Source organism: Sphingobium sp., assembly GCF_049304695.1.
Classification (GTDB): Bacteria; Pseudomonadota; Alphaproteobacteria; order Sphingomonadales; family Sphingomonadaceae; genus Sphingobium.
The window spans coordinates 1-17,178 of the sequence record NZ_JBAQOK010000018.1 but is presented as its reverse complement, the minus strand read 5'-3'; the positions used below and the strand labels follow the sequence as shown (position 1 = coordinate 17,178).

Sequence of the window (17,178 nt, the reverse complement as noted above, 5' to 3'; positions counted from 1 at the left end):
TAGATCCTCCAGCTTGTTGGGGCTGGGGGCACCTTAATTATCTGGAGTAAAATCGATGTCTTCATCCCGTAAATCCGCGCCTGCGTGCGAACCGCTCGACATAAATCTCGACTGCAAAGAAACCTTGATCGACTATTTGAAAAACGGCTTTCCTGTGCGTCAGATGCGGGTCTTTCGAGCCGACGATGGCGCGATGCGTGCTGAACCGATGGTCGATGCTGAGGGCAATCCGGTGCTTTCCCGCCAGGCGATCGCCGCACGCGACGAATTGATCGAGGAGCTGTGCGCACTGCCCGCGATTCCGACCGCGCTTGACGCACTTATCGCGCATTTCGGAACCGACCAGGTCGCCGAGATTACGGGGCGCTCGCGGCGTATCGTGCCCGACATCAACGGACGACAAAAGGTTGAGCGGCGCAGCGCTCGGGCCAATCTGTTCGAGGTTCAGGCCTTTCAGGATGGCCGCAAGCACATCGCCGCCTTTTCCCTGGCCGGGAGTACCGGACGATCCATGCATTCCGATCGGAACTGTGCCAGCGCGCACAGGCGCCGCGCGCATTTTCTGCTGGAACTTGGGTTCCGCATCCTCTCGGCGGTACAGGGCTTTGGTCGTAGCCATCGGACGAACCAGCTGACGCCGCCCGTCTATCGCCCGCTCACCACCGATTGCCGGGGGGAGCGGCGCTTCCTCAGCACCATCATCTGCGGTCTGGAAGCGTTGGGCGCATTGACCAGGGGGCAACGCCAGACCGGATCGCAAAACCTGTTCGATCCTTCCGACAATCTGGAATCCGACTATGCCCACGATGCGCTCGTTCAATGGTTCCATCTCCTCTATGAGGGCAAACTCCGCAGCGTCTCGCTCGCTGATTTCCAGGAGATGACGGGCCTCGAGCTTTGCGACGAAGGCGGGGAACTTCTGGAACGTTTGCCGCCCATTCATCGCTGGCTCAACCGCATATTGGCACTGCGGATCGCAACGCAGAACAGCATATTCGAGGAGTTTCTGGGGTTGGTCGAGGACCGCGTCGAAGCTGCGCGCGCTGCCGGCACGCTTGACCTGGGCATTGAAACCATCCGCGCCGAGAAAGTGGTTCTGCTTTCCGACAGTCTGCTGCGCACCGATCCTGTAATCGGCGCCGAGACACGGCTTTTGCGTCTGGAACTGCACCGGCGGCCACCGATTACCAACTGGGCTGCGTTGCAGCTTATTTGCAAGAACACGGACAATACTGCCTGGCTCCGCAATGCCCGGTCCGGCCGGGTCGCACTGCGCATGCCGACATGGCCGGGACAGGACGACGATGGCAAATGGATCGAACGCTGCTATCTCATTCGTCCCAGCGGTCAGCTACGCATGGATAGAGCGGCCCTAAAAGCCAGCCATTGGAGCGAGATCGAGCCCGATGCTTTCCAGGTCTTTTGGGAGCGGGAAGTGGCCGAAGCGATGAAAAATCTCATGGTCGAAACGATCACCATGGCAACCGGGCTGCTGCTGCCCATATGGCATAAATTGCCGGAAGATGACGTGCGCGTCTGGCGGATCGACGATGGCGCTGGCGGTTCAATCCTGGGTCGCATCATCCATCCAGCAGCCGTGGAACGGATTCAAAGTGAATTCGGCCTCGATGGCGCGACAGCTCTTGGTCCCGACGAAATCATCGATGGTGCGCGTTCGGTGGGCGGAGTATCGATCCCAGGTCTTGGTCCGGCCAGACTTGCCCGGGTTCATGTCAACGACAGTGCACGCCTCGAAATACGAGACTATCGACCCGAGGATCGGACCTGGTTGAAGGCTTGCGGAGCGTTCAGTGAGGTCGTCGCCTTCAAGACCAGGATTTTCCTGCCTCCTGACCGTGCGGGCGACATCCTTGCCAGGATTATGGCAGAGCGGAGCTAGTCTTCGCCGCGGTGCGCCCCATCGCGCGACCGATGATGCTCGCAAGGTCAGCGGTCAGACGAGATATGGGTTGGATAAACCCATATCTCGTCGGTGACCATTATTCCGTAGATGTCGGTGCTGGAACAGGCGCTTTCTTCTGCTTTACACCGGATACCCGCCGCCCTGCACCTTTCGGCTTCGTGGATGCCGCAGCTGTTGGCGTTGCGGTCTTTCCAACTGTCCTTTTCCCGTTGGCTGGCTTGGCAGGTTTGGCCTTTGCGGGCTCTGCTACTGCGGGTTCCAAAGGCTCCTTCACGGATGCTGTCGGGGCCTTCGCAGTTCGCGGTGCGGTTTGTACGCCCAGCTTCTTCCTGGCAGGCTTTATTGCCGCGGCCTCCGCTTTTGCGGGTACAGTCGCAGGTTCAGGCTTTGGTTCGGACGATACGATTTCTGCTTGAACGCTGGGTTTGGCAGCGGCCGACTTGCCACGGCCGCGCTTGGGGTTTGCCTCAGTTGTACTTACCGGCGCGACTTCGACAACTGGTGCCGTCTCTACAACGGGTGATGCTTCCACCACCGGAGCTGCATCCTGTGCTTTCGCGCCAACCCGCCGTCCAAGGCCGAGCTTTTCCGCGACGGCGCGCCGCTGTTCCGAATAGGCAGGCGCGACCATGGGATAATCCTTGGGAAGATTATAGCGCTCGCGATATTCGGCGGGTGTCAGCCCGTTGACTGCCAGATGCCGCTTGAGGGTCTTGTACGGTTTTCCATCAAGCATGCTGATGATGTGTTCGCGTGAGCCAAGGCTCTTGCGGATCGATACAGCAGGAACATGCTCGGGTGCCGCTGGCACTTCCACGTCGGCCTTCCGTTCGAGCGCGCCGCGGGTCGCTTCGATGATGCCGGCGATGTCGCCCGCCGGAACCTGATTGTTGGAGAAATAGGCGCTCAGTAACTGCACCGTCATTGCGGTGAAATCAGGCTGCTCGGTATCGGCCACGAAAGGACTCCTGGTTGAGAAACGAATGGAGGATGCCGGTTATCGCCGGACTGGAACTGCGCTGTAGCTAAGCGGGAATCTGCAGCTCATGCAAGACGGGAATGAGTGACGGTCATACGGTCCGGTAAAGGGGAGGGGGTGAGGATGGAGAGACCGACTGGAGTCCAGTAACTACGAAAGGCATGTCATGGCCGACCGTGTGTCCGCGCATATCATGATAGGCGGTGTGCTCTCCCGCGCGCAATATTCCGTTCTCGTTCAGGCGATCGGCAACGACAATGCGGCTGTCGATTGGGACGGAACGCCCTTCGATCCCGCCAATATTCCCGCAAATAACCCTCTCACCTTGATGGATCACGAAGTGGCCAATGGATGCTTCGGGAGAATCGAATCATGCTGTCGACGTCTTGGCCTTCCCTACGTCCGATGGTCAGGCGGATATGCGGGAAGCTTCCCCTCTGTCCGCGTCATTTACAAGGGCCATGGCGAACCACGACACTATCTGACGACCGAAGATGACCAGCAGATCTTCTCGATCGAACGCATTCGAGAACTGGGAAGCATCGCGGCAATCGAAAATGACTATCAGCTTGCACGCCAGAACCCGCCGCCGCTGGTGCTCATCGATGAAGAACAGATCGATGAAGCAATGATGGAGCCGGTCCATGGCTGACCATTATGTTCAAGCTTCCTTTGCGTTCACCTGCACGGCCCGTGAAAGCGCGCTGATCGAGGAGGCGTGGCAGCACGCGTCCGATCTATTGGGTGATTTTGCCCCGGGGGAACCGAGCGCTGAATTCCTCGCCGCCTTCATGCCGACCGATCTCGCTAATCCGTTCAACGGCTTGCTTGAAATCTTCGATGATCCGGACTTCCCGCATTTCGGGGCTGAGATCGAGATTGCGGGAGCAGCCGAGTGCATTGTCGCCATTTATGGCACGACCGACTTCCAGCCTGGTCCGATTGCAGAACTCATCCGACGCTGTTGCCAGGAGAGCTTGCAAACCGCGCCTGTCGGGTTCGACTGGAGCTATGGCTGTTCGCGCCCACGTCGCGACGCCTTTGGCGGAGGATGGTGCGCGATATTTGCCGATCATGTCGAATTTGCCAGCACCCAGGAGGAACTGGCGCGTCGGTTGGGCCGATCTGCAGTGACGCCACCGGTGGAACCGCCTGATCCATGGATCGACTATCCACAATATCCCTCGGCCGATTGGCAGACCGAAGTCGCCAACGGCGACACGCGTCTTGGCTATCTCGACTGGGCTCTTGCCCGAACTGAGGCCGACCACAGCGTGCCTCCTTCAAAGGAAGTGCCGTCGGCCTGACGCACCCGCCCCTCCAAATCTGATCGAGCCATAAGGATGACATCATGACCGACGCTAACGCGCCGGGCGCGTCCGCGCGCCTGTATAGCCAGACCGACCATGACGAACGCGGCAATTTCCATTATGAAGGCGACCTATACAGCGCTGGCGAAGCGTTGCCATCGCTCGCCTCCCGGATTGAACGCCATCTCGCCCAGCATTTTACCGGCACCAGCTTTGCGATCCGCACCGAGACATTTGCGGGCGGACGCAAGGTCATCGCGGAAATCCTCGATACACCTGACGACCTCACCCGCCGTGAAGCGCAGGACGCTTTTATTGGCGAGGTGCGCGATCAGATGGAACGGTTCGGCTTTACGCGGACCAATCCCGTGCAGGATTTCTGGTCATGCAGTTTCTACAGCGAAGCGCGCATCGGCCAGGCCTATTGGGCGGCATTGGCAAAACGTCAGGGTATCCGCAATCCCGTCGATACGGTCCTATCATTAGCGGCGTTCAAGAAGCGCGTAAAAGCAGGTGATCGGCTGAAGCTTCTGGACGCACCGTCTGGTCATCGACTGCTTGGTACGACCCGCGACATCACCAAAGTGCGCTCGGGCGACCTGATCCTCGAAGGTCGTTCCTACCTGTCCTTTCCCAGGGCCTCTGCCTTCGCCTGCGACGGCCGTCTGATCCGGATCGCCATCGGCTCGCAATATGGTCCTGACGATCATCTTCTCTACGAATGGCTAAGGGCTTCCTGAGCGCCATTTCCTCTCCGCCGAAACGCCGGTCGGACGCAAACAGGGCTTGAGAAGAAAGCCCGTCGCTGTTCGGCCTTTCGGCGCCGTTCCATCTCATCGTCAATTGCGGAGGCATTCATGCACAAGCCGCATGTCAAAGCCATGGCGGCGCTCTTGCGCCGTAGCCAGCCGCGCTATGACCTCTATACCGTCTTTGGTGACTGTATGGAGGCGATCGCGATCGCCATGGCGAACAGTATCGACCTGCGCGCTCGCGCACCGCGCGAGGCTCGTTATCTGGATATTGTCGGGCGCTACCCGCGCGAAATCCTCGAATTGTTCCCGCAACTTCTCGCCGAACTGGTCCGGGCTCTCGAGGCCGGGCCTGGCGACGTGCTCGGCAGCCTGTTCCACGAGCTTGACCTTCACAGCAAGGCGCGCGGGCAATATTTCACACCCTATGCGCTCAGCCGCTGCATGGCGCAGGCCACTCTGGGGAGTCGCGAAAATGTGGAAGCGATGATCGCGCAGCACGGCTTCGTGACCGCCATGGAGCCCGCATGCGGCGCTGGATCTATGGTGATCGCGCTTGCCGAGGCCATGCGCGATATCGGGCATAACTATCAGCGGCACCTTCATGTGACGGCGATCGATATCGATCCGCGTGCGATCCACATGGCCTATGTTCAACTCTCATTGCTTCATATTCCAGCACATCTCATGGTCGGAAACTCCCTATCAGGCGAGATGCAGGACAATTGGTTCACCCCGGCGCATATATTGGGGGGATGGACCGCTCGGCTCTCCCTTCGCCAACGTCATGAACCCGTGGCTGAGACCGCCCAACGCGCGACCACCGTCACCGCCGCGACATCACCATCGCAAGGCGCCGTTCCGCCATCGCACGAACCAGGGGCATCGCAGCGATCGATGCCGCGACAGTTGAGCCTCTTCTGACATTCTCGCGCCTCACATCATAGGAGATTGGCATGTCCCGACATGTCCATATCGACGCTCTGGGCCGGATTCCGTCTGGCACGGCAATCATAACATTGGCCATTTGCGGACCGCGCGGCGGCATGCGCGCCGTCGAGGATATTTCGATCGATGAAGCCGAGAAAATGGTGACGCAGCTTCAGGCTGCGGTCGCTCACGTTCGAGCCGGGGCCGCCATCGCTCCAGTCGATCGCTACATGCAGGACGTCATCGACCGGCTCGCCGATCCGGGACTCGCGCTCGATCCTTCTTTTCGTTCATGGTGCGCCGGCAATCATGGCCTGCTCAGTCCACGGCAGGCGGCTGAACGCTGGTGCTGCTGGCATGTTGCCTGACCGATCCTGGCGGTCGAGATCATGGTCGGTTTCCCGTGCCTATGTGACGGGTCAATACAGGATGACGCCCGTCCCAGGAATGATCTGATCGAAAAAATCGAAATCGCGCCGGTTGCCGGTCAGCAGGTCACAGCCGGTCGCCGCAGCCTGCAGAAACAGCAGCGCATCGTTGAGCAGGGCGATCGAATGGGGTTGGCCGCAAAGCCGTGTGACCATGCCTGCCAGCATACCGGCCTCTCCGAACATGCGGGAGGAGGGCGCGCTGAGGCGATGCTCCGGGATATCGTCGATGGTCCGTCCCAGCGTCTTGAGGACCGACGCCGTGCGCTTGTCGGCAGGATCGAGCGCGCCCATCAAATGGGTCATTTCGGCAAGCGCCACGCAGGAATGATTGACGATCCGGTTTTCCAGCAAACAGTCTACTTCAACCGGTGTCTTACCCTGAAGCACGTCAATATAGACGCACGTGTCGAGCAGAAGTTCGCGGCCTATGACAGCGGCCTTGTGAACCAGCGGCAATTCCTTTTCGGGCCGTCGCGACAGCCTGGCGCCAGATCGCTGCGGCCTGATCCTGCGCAAGGAGGCCTTACGATCAAATCCCAAGCGCAATATCCGCAGGGATCGTGCCCTTTCGGCGCACAAGCCTGGCTCCAAAATCATCTTCGAGCGCCACTTTTGCGAGCGCATATTCGACGAGATCTGTGGTCGAGGCGATGCCGCTGCGCATCTTGGCGCGATCGATGAGTTCGCGTGGCACGCGGGCGCCGACCGCGCTGTTCGTGCCCGACAGCAAACCCGCCGCCTTGGCAGCGGCCACGACCGCTCCATGTCGCTGGGACAGATGATCCTCGTGCTTCGTCGCCATCACGGCCTCCTTTCGTTGAACATATACGCCAATTTGTAAAACATACAAGTCGCCGTCGTACCTGCCGCCGCCGGTCGGGGTCTCGTGAAACCGATATCGCGGCACGCGAAGGGAAGGGGAGGTGAGGGGCGGGGATGTGACAGGGGCGGTGAAGCGCCTGTCGCTCTGCATCTCAAGGAGACGATTTCCATGGCGACCCTTGCCCCCATGAACGAAAGCCCCCGCGTCACGGCGCCCTATCGGATCGATGTCTCGCGCGGACGCATGAGCAGCCGCGTATCGTCCGAGTGGTTCTCCCGTCCCGACGATGAGAAATATCTCTCGCTGACCAGTCTCTATGATGCCGTGCGCGGCCGCGCGGACCGTGCGACCACGCGTATCGTTGAAAGCCGGTCGATCCGGGTCGAGGCGAAAAGCGACAATCCAGAGCGACTGATGCTGGTGGCGCCTGGCGATGATCGACCGCTTGCCCCCACCAACTGGTCTTTCGGCCAGGTAGCAAGTCTCGTCGGTGCCCCGGCCTCTTATCTGCGCCAGCTTCCTGCCGCGCTTGCCGGCATCAACCTGCAGCATGGGTTGATCAACCACCGTGGCGAGCAGGTCAAACTGCTCCAGACCGAGAATGGTCGCACCGAATTGCGGGCGGCGACCGGGTCGGAATATGGCAGGATCTTCGACTGGGAACTGGTCCAGGCGGTGATGGCCTTTGCCGGCGATGGCGTCGGCGACACGCGCTGGAAGGTGCCTGGAACCATCGACTGGGGCAGCATGACCTACAACCCGCATGTCGATATCACCAGGGAGACGACCACGCTCTACGCATCGGACCGGGACATTTTCCTGTTCCTCGTGGACGACACGCACCCTATCGAGGCTGGCAAGCTCCCAAATGGCGATCCCGACCTTTATTTTCCAGGGTTCTACGCCTGGAACAGTGAGGTCGGCTCTAAAACACTCGGGATCGCGACTTTCTATCTGCGCGGCGTGTGTGCCAACCGCTGTCTGTGGGGTGTCGAGGATTTCGAGGAGGTCAATATCCGCCACTCGAAATTCGCCGGCGCCCGTTTTGCCCATCAGGCCGCGCCCGCGCTCGAGCATTTCGCAAACTCCTCGCCGTCGCATTTCATCTCCGGCATCAAGGCCGCTCGCGAGCGGATCGTCGCGCGCAAGGAGGAAGAGCGCGAACCCTTCCTGCGCAAACGCGGCTTTTCCAAGGCCGAGACCGCAAAGATCATCCAGACCGTGCTGGCCGAGGAAGGCCGTCCACCGGAATCCATCTATGATTTCGTCCAGGGTATAACGGCGCTGGCCCGATCGAAGCCGCATCAGGACAGCCGCCTCGACCTGGAAAACAAGGCCAGAAAGCTGCTCGAACAGGCGCTTTGAGGCCCGGCGCCGCCGCTCTCATGCCTTCTCCACCTTCTTCCTCGCCATCCCGGTCAAGCGCCGGGGTGGCCATTGTCATGAAAGGATGCCGCCATGCGCGCCCATTCGTCCCCGCCCCTGCCGCAATTTATCGTCGACATCGCCTTCTTCAGCGGCGGCGAATACTATGCCACCGAGACCTACACTGTTCCTGCATCCACCTGGTTTGCTGCGGAGCAACAGGCGCTGCAGATGTCGGTAAACAGTGTCTATGACGATGCGCGCATTCCCGACCTCAGCCGAACCGCTACCGTCCGCACGGCCTGATCATGCTCTGCAATCAATCTCGATGACATCTCTTCCAAGCCGAAATCCTGTGATGGGTGTGCCGATCCAGCCGCTGTCCGAACCGTGGGCGCCGTGCCACCTCCCCCTGGAGCCATCTCCATGACCCGCTACACATTATCCCATCTCGAAACCGCTGCTTGTCTTTGGGAAGCCGTCCTCGAACTGCGCGATCGGCCAGAGACCACTCCCGATGCAAGCAGTCTGGCGCTCGCCTTGCGCACATGCGTCGATACGCTCGGCACGGCGGCGCTGCGTCTAATCGTGGTAGGCTGGGTCGATGCGGTGGAGTCCGCATGGCGTACAGTAGAAGGCGAATATCCGTTGTCGTTCGACTGGGATTTCGTGCCCCGTTGGATTGCCGACACGATCGACTGGTCAGATCCGCGCCTTCCGGTCATTCGCGCAACTGCGCCCGTTCGGTACGTCAGATCGACGTCGTTTCCACCTATAGGATATGACGCAACCCTCCAACCCGCAATCGGGACCAGCCATGAGGACTATCTGGCGATAGAGGTCCACACTGCCGTGATTGAACATCGGCATGGAATGAATATCCACGTCGCGGTCGACGCGACGGCGCTCGACGTGGAAATCGCTGCTTATTGCCGTGAATATTGGAGCGAGATTGACGACGCGCGCGACCCGAATAACCTGTCCGACACCGAAGCGATATCAAGCTATTTCGAATGTCATCCGTCGGAAAGCTGCACGAAGGATCGCATGCGTATTGCGCCCGTCGCACATCAGCGCGCGCTCGTCGCCGGATCGATCGAGCAGGGTCGCTATTGCGTGCTGTCGACCGCCCATCTCACGGTCCATACCGCCTCATGCCTCGATCACTGGGCGTCCTGGCCGCCCAGTGATCGACCGATCGACATCGCGGCTTCGGTCTATGGCTGGTTCGTGCCGACGCGCGCCATTGATGATGACCGCCGTGCGCAACTGCCGCAGGACCTCCTGCGCCTCATCGCCTTCGGCCGCGCGCGCGGCTTCCAGTTCCTGCTCTTCGACTGTGACGGCGGTGACGTCGACGGACTGCCGCTCCACCATTGGTAGGGAGGTTTCCAATTTGGCCGCCCCGGCTTCTCCGCGATTATCCGAATTTCCCCGCGACTTGATTCCAGAAGCCGATCTTGCGTCCATGCACCTTGCGAAGATCGGCCAGCCAGTCCTCATGCGGTACGACATCGACATCGCCTGCGATACGGTCGGCCAAATCCGTCGCGGCTGCAAAGTCCCGCGCGGCATAGGGGTAATATTTCGAACTCGCCCGGTCGAGTACGCCAGTCACCAGTCGGCGATAGAGCAAGGTGGCCCCACCCGGATCGGCCTGAGACAATGCCTCGGCGGCAGGACGCAGAATGTCATAGGCCCGGGCTTCCAGACCTTCGAGCCTTTCCCTGGTCAGCCTGCCCGCGCGCTTGAGATCGGGCCAGGCAATGAGGAATTCCAGTGCCGATGTCGCTCGATCATAGGTCATGGCCTGATCGAGGGCTTGCCTCTCCGCAGCGACATCCTCGAAATCGGGCAAAGCCCTGAGCCAGTTGCGCAGTACCTGCCCGTCGAGCCAGCGGTCGAAGATCGCCTTGCGCTGCGCCTGTACATCGTCCCTGCGGCCGAGCGCCTCAAAGGCCCGTAATTTGAGATCGGCAAGCTCGCGCTCGTTATGGCTGCGCTCAAGCGGTGCGTCGATCCAGTCAAGGGCTTCTGCCGCACGACCATGTGCGATCAATCGGGCGGCCACCTGCGCATTGAGTACGGGGTTGCGACGATCGGGATCGACAGTTGCAATATAGGCGTCCACATCGCCGTCGAGATCGGCGAGTTTGGGTAGCAGCCAGCCGACCTTATAGTCGAACTGTCGCCGGTCATTCCCTGTCTTGGCCGCCTGCCGCTCAAGCAGCATCGCGCGCAAGGCTGCGCGGCCTTTCTGCCCCAAGGCTGGAGAAGCCGCTTCCGGCAGATCGTCGAAGACGCCATAACCGTCGCCCTCGACAAGCATCAGAATGTTACCTGCCAGCAGTTCGACATCGGACATGTCCGCCTGGCACCATAGTCGGCCAAGATCCTCACCGCCCTGCCGGAATATCTCGCCAAGCGACCCGCTGCTGTCGTCCGACCTTTCGAACACCGGCTCGGCAAGGCTCAGGAACAGCCGCATGCTATCGATCGTCTGGCTCAGAGAGTGTTCGGCCAGCGGCCCCATGATCGCTTCGCGTAACTGATCGAGTTCGCGCGCGAGTGCAGGGGCCTTGTCCCATTCGACGAACCCGCGCGAACGCCGGATGGTATTCAGTCGCTTGTCGATCTCGTGGGCCAGCGCGACGCCATCGTGCTTGGCCGCCAGTTCCATGCGGACGGCGCGGGCGAAGACGGCGTCACGCTCGGCCTGGGCGAGAACAAGCCGGGCAAGGCGACCGGCTCCCAGCGCCGCGATCGCTTCGGACGTCATCTTGCCCGAACCGCGACTGCCCTGCCTGGAGGCAGCCATCAGCCGTCCTGCCCTGATACCGACCCTGCTGTTCCCTGGATCAGGGCAAGCAGCATGGCGTGCAGTGCCTCCTCGGCCCGTTCGCGCCGTGCCAGATCGGTGGCGGCGATGTCCCGGCGCATCCAGTCCGGCAGGCGCCGGAGCAAGGCGGTCAGTTGCGAATCTATATCCTGAGGCATTCCTCGTTCTTCGCAGCCGGGGACCGCTGCCGCAACAGCAGCTTGCACATGGGCCGCAACGGGCACCATGCCTTTTGACGACAAATGGAGGGGAGGAAGAGGGGAGGGGATGATGGGTTCCAGTCCGGAGAACCCAAGGAGACCGCCATGCCCCTTCCCCCAACGATCCATAGTGCCGTCAGTCCGGACGCGATCCGCCGCGCTTCACGCCTTTTTTCAGGCGACAGCCGGGACTGCCTTCATGAGATGTTCCAGAATGCCAGACGCGCCGGCGCCACCTGCATCACGGTCGATCCGACCGAACAGGACGGCCGATACCTTCTGCACATCCGCGATGATGGCTGCGGCATCGACGATCCAGCCGCCCTGCTGATGTTGGGCCATTCGGGCTGGAGCGATGACATTGCCCGCAGCGAAGACCCGGCCGGCATGGGCATGTTCAGCCTTGCCGGCCGCGCGGTCGAAATCCAGTCCTTCTCCCCCTCTGCCGCCACGGCCTGGAAAGTCGAGATCCCGGCGCATGCATGGGACAGCGGCGTGCCGCTTGCCATCGCCCCGGCCATGATCGGTTGGGGCACGCTGATCTCGATCGAACTGCCGCCCGACTGGAAGCAAGGCTTGTCTGCGGTCGTCGCCGATGCAGCCCGTCACTATCCCTTGCCGGTCACTTTGAACGGGGCGCTGCTGCCCCGCGAAGACTTCCTCAAGGACGCCATGTTTGTCGAAAACGCCTGCGGCTGCCGTATCGGTGTCTATGACCGGGATCCTGATTGGCCAAGAGACCAACGCATCAATTTTCACGGGCACCGCGTCAAATGCGCCTTGCCGACGGTGCGGGAAGAAAAGGATAGCGGCAGTCTCTGGACGGTCCGGATCGATATTATGGATGCGCCGAAAATTGATATGGTTCTGCCGGCGCGCAAGGAGGTTATCGACAACGCGGCGTTGAAGGCGCTTCTCGAAGCGGCTGAGCGGATCATATTCAGAGCCATCGCTACCCGGCCAGACCACCGGCTGCCTTTTACCGCCTGGCAGCGGGCGTGCGAGCTGGGCGTCACGCTGCCGCAGGCGCGCTCAGGGCTGGCGATCTGGCGGCCGCAGACCGCCGACGATTGTCATGGGCGAAGCAGCCGCATGATCGCTCCTGAAGGCGCAATGCTCGTTGTCCCCGCCCTGGAACCCGATATCGCGCAGGCGCTTGCGCTGGCGCGGGGCAAACCGCCCATTGAGGATGTGCAACTCGTCGAGGCGGAAGACGCGCTGCAAGGCTACGCCTGGTATGACACGCTCCCGGTGATCAGGGATATTTCCCTGCGCATCGACCAGGAAGGCTCCGTGCATCGCTATGACGACGACATGTGTCTCCCCGCCGATTTCGCTTGTGGCCTGGTCGACCGGATCGTCATCGAGCTGACGGTTTGTGAAACCGGTCGCACGAACGCGCCACACAGCGTCCATTCCATCGAAATCCCGGCGCTCGTCTGCCGCAATGGCGGTTGGGATATTGAGGGGGCCATCATCCTGGCCACGCGCGATGATGGTATCACCCCGGACAGACTGAGCCGCATGATCTATGCGACGATCTTCTGTGGGGCTGATGATGGCGACTGCGACAGCTGGGACACCCAGTCGCGATCCTTCGAACGCGAGGCGCGGCAGCACGCTACGCATATCCTCCTTGGGGAGGACGCTGCCACCCTGGAAGCCATCAACATGAGCGCATGGGATAATCTGAGCTGGCTGATCCCGCTCGATCGCAAGATCGTCATTCACGCCGAGCGCGGTGCCATCACGGTCGATTTCTTGCCGAATTGAACGGGCGCCTGAGTTTGCTCGCCGCGCCTGTCGCCCCTGTCCCAACCCAATCAAGGAGACCGGCCATGCGCCGCTTCCCCGTCTGCGCCTGTTCGACAGCGCACCTTCCCCGCGCCGAGAATGACGCCATCGACCGGCTGATCCAGTACGCGCCGCGAAGGAGCGGCCGGATCATCGTCGATCATCCGATCTTGTCGATCGAGGCCCACCAATATGGCTTCTGGGTCCATCTTGGCTTCATCGATGACTGGCCCGATCGCCCCGATGGGCTTTCGCCCGAATTCTGGGCTTTGCTGTCGGACGCCCGCAAGGCTGGAGCGAATTGGCTGAGCTTCGACCGTGATGAACCGCCTTCCGATCGGTTCCCGGTCTTCGCAGCAGGGCAGGGGGAGGCAACGGGCGACGCGGGGAAATCGGTCAATGCCGCAAACCCCGCTGCCAGGATCACGATCCGCTGTTCTGCATGTGGCAGCGCCGAGGTGATGCGCGATGCCTGGGCGCGCTGGGACGATGATGCCCAGGACTGGGCGCTCGGCGCTGTGTTCGACGCAGCTTTTTGCGAGGCCTGTGAAAAGGACACCACGCTCTCCGAACAGTCGATCGAGGGATCGCAGCACAAGCATCCCTGATCGCCAGGCCGCCAGCCACTTATCGCGTCAAGCCCATTTCCTCGACCAGCATCTCCGGCCGCTCTGCGCGACGCCGGGTGAAGAAGGACATCAGATGACCATCGCCAACCATGATTTCACCCGTGACACGAAAGTCCCGCTCGGCCGCTCTTCAACGGGTCCGCTCGAACTGGATCTCGGCAAGCTGATGTCGGGGCGCTGTCTGATTCAGGGATCTTCGGGTGCGGGCAAAAGCCAGACGCTGCGCCGGATCATCGAAGAAGCCTTCGACTATCTCACGACCATCATTGTCGACCCGGAAGGCGAGTTCGCCAACCTTGCTACCCATATCGGCGCAACGACGGTCATCGCACGCGAATATGCCAATGATGGTCTCACAGCGCTCGCGCTGCGAACGCGGCAGCATCGTATCGCCCTCCATCTCGACCTTACCGATCTGGAGCCCGATCATCGCATCGAGAAAGCGGCGGCCTTCTTTGCGGGCCTGCTTTCGACGCCGCGCGAACATTGGGCTCACACCGTGCTGGTATGTATCGACGAGGCGCATCTGCTCGCGCCACATATGGCAGCCTCGGCCCGCGACGCGGAGACCCGCCGTCTGGGCGTCGCCACCTTGACGGATATGTGCGCGCGGGGTCGCAAGCGCGGGATCGGTACGATCATCGCGACCCAGCGTCTCGCCAAGCTCGCAAGTTCGGTGGTTTCCGAACTGCACAATCATCTGATCGGCCTCAATGTCTTCGACCGCGATGTTGCGCGCGCTGCCGATCTTCTCGGGTTCGGCAGCGATCAGGCGGCGCTGCTGCGCCAGCTTCCGCCCGGCGAATTCTTCGCCTTTGGCCCCGCGCTCGCGGCGATCCCAGTGCTGGCGAAGATCGATCCCACGATCACCCCCCATATCGGGCGCACGCCTGATCTAGTCGCTGCCGCCGATCTTGATGCCGATGAAAGCCGGACCCTGCTCGATCTTGACACCCTGCGCGAGGTCGCGCCGACCAGAGGGAACCAGGTGACCATGCGAGGCCAACGCGCGCTCGACGCCTTCCTCCTCGATCCCGCCGCCCCCGCCGCTGCACGGATTGTCGGCGCGCTGGGCAGCATAGCGCCCAACGCCACCACGGCGGACGATCTGGTGCGGCACCTTGCCCTGCCTGCGAACGATATCGATGCCGGGCTCGACCTGCTCGCCGCGATCGGTGCGTCCGACACCATGCCGCGCGGCGATACGCGGATCGCGCGGCTGTCGGCCCGGTTGCGCCTGCGTGTCGTCGATACGCCCGTTATCGGCCTGGTCTGAACGGAGAGTGCCATGAAAGAGACAAGCTTCGATCTCGACGCTGAAATCGTCGAACTCACCCCGTTCGTCCCTGACCAGCAAACGGGTACAACCGCGCCACTTGCCGAACTGGCTTTCCGTGCCGACGCATGGCTCCCCGATGAAACGCTGCGTTTGCGCGCCGCCTTCGCCGATGACTGCACGCTAGAGGAGATTGCCACAGTGCTGGGCCGATCGCGTGCCAGCATCGCCACGCGTATCTATGATCTTGGCCTCCGCCGAAACTCGCGGCGATCCTGGATCGCGTGGGAGGATGAGGAACTGGCGCGCTGCTATATGCACGAACCAACCGCGACACTGGCCGCCCGCCTCGGCCGCGCTGTGAGCGCCCTTTATGCCCGTGCGCAACTGCTCGGACTCTCCGAGCCCGGATCGCCGCCCTATAGCGGTTGGGAAGATGCACAGCTTCGCGCCGGTTACGCCAAGGGTGTTCCCGTCGCCCAGATTGCCAGCCTCATCGGCCGTCCCTTCGCTGGCGTCATCTCCCGCGCTTCGGCGCTGGGTTTGCGCCATGCCTGCCAGCCGGACGACTGGAGCGACGCGGAAATGGCTCGCGCACTCACACTCGCGGCCACAGGCGTGCCCTATGTCGTCATTGCCAGGGCGCTCGCTTCTGAGGGATTTCCGGCCCGGAACAGTCGCAGCCTTGGCCAACGCCTTCGCAAACTGGGTTACGGCAGAGGGTGGGGCAGGCCGTGGATCATCGAGGAAGACGAGCTGCTGCGCCACGCCTACGCTACCGGGGCGAGCCTTACGCCCCTGCGGGAGCGGCTTGGCCGCAGCCCGCATTCCATCCGCTGGCGTGCAGAGGCGCTTGGCTTGCGCGGCACGCATGTCCGCCGCGACGGGTTTCGGCAGGGACCTGTCTGGACGGCCGGGGAAGAAGCTCGGTTGCGAGCGGATTATGGCAAGGTACCGACACGGGACATTGCCAAAGACCTTGGTCGCGGCGTGCGCGCTGTCCTTTATCATGCCAACCGTCTGGGGCTGGTGCATGGCTTCATGCGCGCATTCAGCGCGCATGAGGACCGGGCGATCCGTAACGCCTGGACCCATGGCGTTTCGATGGTCGATGTCGCCCATGCGCTTGGCCGCGATCCCGCCGTCATCGGTAAGCGCGCCGCACGTATCGGCTGTCGGTTCAACGATCCGGCCAGACCGTCCCGAGGCCCCAGGACCCGGCGGGCAAATCGCACACCCGTCACGCTCCAAAGCCTGCTTGCACTTAACGCCGCTGCGGCGGTCGATGCAAACCGGTCAATCGCTGCCTGATCCTATTCCAGCATGGAGGCCATGATGCCCTCGTCCGATCTGCCCGCCCGGTTGTCACCTTGCCGACGCCGCTTATGCTCATTCGATCACGCCTATAAAATCGCCCTCAATCTTCGGCGGGACACCGGCATCCCGCATTATGTCATCCGCGGGATCGTACCCTTGCAGGCCTATCGGGTGACGACAAGGCCGCCGGCCTGGCCGGATCGCTGGCTGGCGATGGCGGCATGATCTCACCATGCGCACCGCTACCGCTATTCGCCCGACCGTAGCCCCACCGCGCCTTCAGCCTCGCGCGCCATCCACCTGCGCTGCCCCCGGCAGGGCTGTATTGGCGACCCGTCCTGCCGGGGTTTTGCGCTGAATTGTGGGCCGGTCGCAGGGCTGCGGGTGGCGGAGGGGCGAGCGTCGCGCGGGAAGGATGGGGAGCGCTGTTCCTTCGACGGGCGGCGCGCGGGGCAAGGGCGGGACAGAGAGGAGAGAAGGGACGGGGAGGGTGTCGCCGGAAAATGGATTTCGAGCGACATTCGAAAGGTCAAGACGATGAACATCGGTGAAATCTTCAATCAGAACGGCCGCCTGACGGGCTCGATCGCCACCCGCACGATCGATCTC

At 61.8% G+C, this 17,178-nt stretch carries 18 protein-coding genes and 2 pseudogenes; 15 read left to right on the top strand and 5 right to left on the bottom strand.

Annotation, left to right across the window (positions count from 1 at the left end; all coding sequences use genetic code 11):
• Positions 1-112 precede the first annotated feature (112 nt).
• Positions 113-1,900 (top strand): annotated as a pseudogene (locus tag WA070_RS02555) (strawberry notch C-terminal domain-containing protein); the annotation flags it as partial.
• 100 nt (positions 1,901-2,000) lie between these two features.
• On the opposite strand, the gene WA070_RS02550 reads toward WA070_RS02555, so the two are convergent.
• Complete coding sequence (locus tag WA070_RS02550; protein WP_169574809.1) at positions 2,001-2,882, bottom strand: MucR family transcriptional regulator; 882 nt, start codon at positions 2,880-2,882, stop codon at positions 2,001-2,003.
• Between the two features lie 187 nt (positions 2,883-3,069).
• Between WA070_RS02550 and WA070_RS02545 the strand changes: the two genes are divergently transcribed.
• From WA070_RS02545 to WA070_RS02525, 5 genes are all read left to right on the top strand, one after another.
• On the top strand, positions 3,070-3,555 hold the full coding sequence (locus WA070_RS02545; protein ID WP_169574810.1) for a hypothetical protein: 486 nt from the start codon (positions 3,070-3,072) through the stop codon (positions 3,553-3,555).
• Entirely contained in the window at positions 3,548-4,210 is a 663-nt protein-coding gene (locus tag WA070_RS02540; protein WP_169574811.1) for a hypothetical protein, read from the top strand. The genes WA070_RS02545 and WA070_RS02540 overlap by 8 nt, the downstream gene beginning before the upstream one ends.
• 44 nt (positions 4,211-4,254) lie before the next feature.
• Entirely contained in the window at positions 4,255-4,953 is a 699-nt protein-coding gene (locus WA070_RS02535) for a hypothetical protein (RefSeq protein WP_169574812.1), read from the top strand.
• A 117-nt stretch (positions 4,954-5,070) separates the two neighbouring features.
• Positions 5,071-5,889 (top strand): N-6 DNA methylase, encoded by an 819-nt coding sequence (locus tag WA070_RS02530; protein ID WP_169574813.1) that lies wholly within the window; start codon positions 5,071-5,073, stop codon positions 5,887-5,889.
• A gap of 32 nt (positions 5,890-5,921) precedes the next feature.
• Entirely contained in the window at positions 5,922-6,263 is a 342-nt protein-coding gene (locus tag WA070_RS02525) for a hypothetical protein (RefSeq protein ID WP_169574814.1), read from the top strand.
• A 51-nt stretch (positions 6,264-6,314) separates the two neighbouring features.
• Here the strand turns inward: WA070_RS02525 and WA070_RS02520 are convergent, their stop codons facing one another.
• Together WA070_RS02520 and WA070_RS02515 are read right to left on the bottom strand one after the other, a co-directional pair.
• On the bottom strand, positions 6,315-6,842 hold the full coding sequence (locus WA070_RS02520; RefSeq protein ID WP_422632617.1) for a type II toxin-antitoxin system VapC family toxin: 528 nt from the start codon (positions 6,840-6,842) through the stop codon (positions 6,315-6,317).
• Positions 6,843-6,855: 13 nt separating this feature from the next.
• A complete protein-coding gene (locus WA070_RS02515) occupies positions 6,856-7,128 on the bottom strand; it encodes a hypothetical protein (protein WP_019052737.1) in 273 nt (90 codons plus the stop codon).
• Between the two features lie 189 nt (positions 7,129-7,317).
• On the opposite strand from WA070_RS02515, the gene WA070_RS02510 reads away from it, so the two are divergent.
• The 3 genes from WA070_RS02510 to WA070_RS02500 all read left to right on the top strand — a co-directional run bounded on the left by WA070_RS02510 (position 7,318) and on the right by WA070_RS02500 (position 9,897).
• Positions 7,318-8,514, top strand: coding sequence for a DUF932 domain-containing protein (locus tag WA070_RS02510; protein ID WP_169574816.1), 1,197 nt, complete (start codon positions 7,318-7,320; stop codon positions 8,512-8,514).
• Positions 8,515-8,607: 93 nt separating this feature from the next.
• Positions 8,608-8,820: a hypothetical protein gene (locus WA070_RS02505; protein WP_169574817.1), complete on the top strand. Its 213-nt coding sequence runs from the start codon at positions 8,608-8,610 to the stop codon at positions 8,818-8,820.
• A 120-nt stretch (positions 8,821-8,940) separates the two neighbouring features.
• Complete coding sequence (locus tag WA070_RS02500) at positions 8,941-9,897, top strand: hypothetical protein (protein ID WP_169574818.1); 957 nt, start codon at positions 8,941-8,943, stop codon at positions 9,895-9,897.
• 37 nt (positions 9,898-9,934) lie between these two features.
• Here the strand turns inward: WA070_RS02500 and WA070_RS02495 are convergent, their stop codons facing one another.
• Positions 9,935-11,332, bottom strand: coding sequence for a DUF6880 family protein (locus tag WA070_RS02495; RefSeq protein WP_169574819.1), 1,398 nt, complete (start codon positions 11,330-11,332; stop codon positions 9,935-9,937).
• Complete coding sequence (locus tag WA070_RS02490; RefSeq protein ID WP_169574820.1) at positions 11,332-11,511, bottom strand: hypothetical protein; 180 nt, start codon at positions 11,509-11,511, stop codon at positions 11,332-11,334. Before WA070_RS02490 ends, WA070_RS02495 begins: the two co-directional genes overlap by 1 nt.
• Positions 11,512-11,757: 246 nt before the next feature.
• On the opposite strand from WA070_RS02490, the gene WA070_RS02485 reads away from it, so the two are divergent.
• The 6 genes and pseudogenes from WA070_RS02485 to WA070_RS02460 all read left to right on the top strand — a co-directional run.
• Positions 11,758-13,326 (top strand): ATP-binding protein, encoded by a 1,569-nt coding sequence (locus tag WA070_RS02485; protein WP_422632616.1) that lies wholly within the window; start codon positions 11,758-11,760, stop codon positions 13,324-13,326.
• Positions 13,327-13,391: 65 nt separating this feature from the next.
• Positions 13,392-13,955 (top strand): hypothetical protein, encoded by a 564-nt coding sequence (locus WA070_RS02480; protein WP_235955188.1) that lies wholly within the window; start codon positions 13,392-13,394, stop codon positions 13,953-13,955.
• A gap of 94 nt (positions 13,956-14,049) precedes the next feature.
• Entirely contained in the window at positions 14,050-15,252 is a 1,203-nt protein-coding gene (locus WA070_RS02475) for an ATP-binding protein (protein ID WP_051520058.1), read from the top strand.
• Positions 15,253-15,264: 12 nt separating this feature from the next.
• Complete coding sequence (locus tag WA070_RS02470; RefSeq protein ID WP_422632615.1) at positions 15,265-16,563, top strand: hypothetical protein; 1,299 nt, start codon at positions 15,265-15,267, stop codon at positions 16,561-16,563.
• Positions 16,564-16,575: 12 nt separating this feature from the next.
• Complete coding sequence (locus tag WA070_RS02465) at positions 16,576-16,794, top strand: hypothetical protein (protein WP_043152356.1); 219 nt, start codon at positions 16,576-16,578, stop codon at positions 16,792-16,794.
• A 159-nt stretch (positions 16,795-16,953) separates the two neighbouring features.
• A pseudogene (locus WA070_RS02460) lies at positions 16,954-17,178 on the top strand (hypothetical protein); the annotation flags it as partial.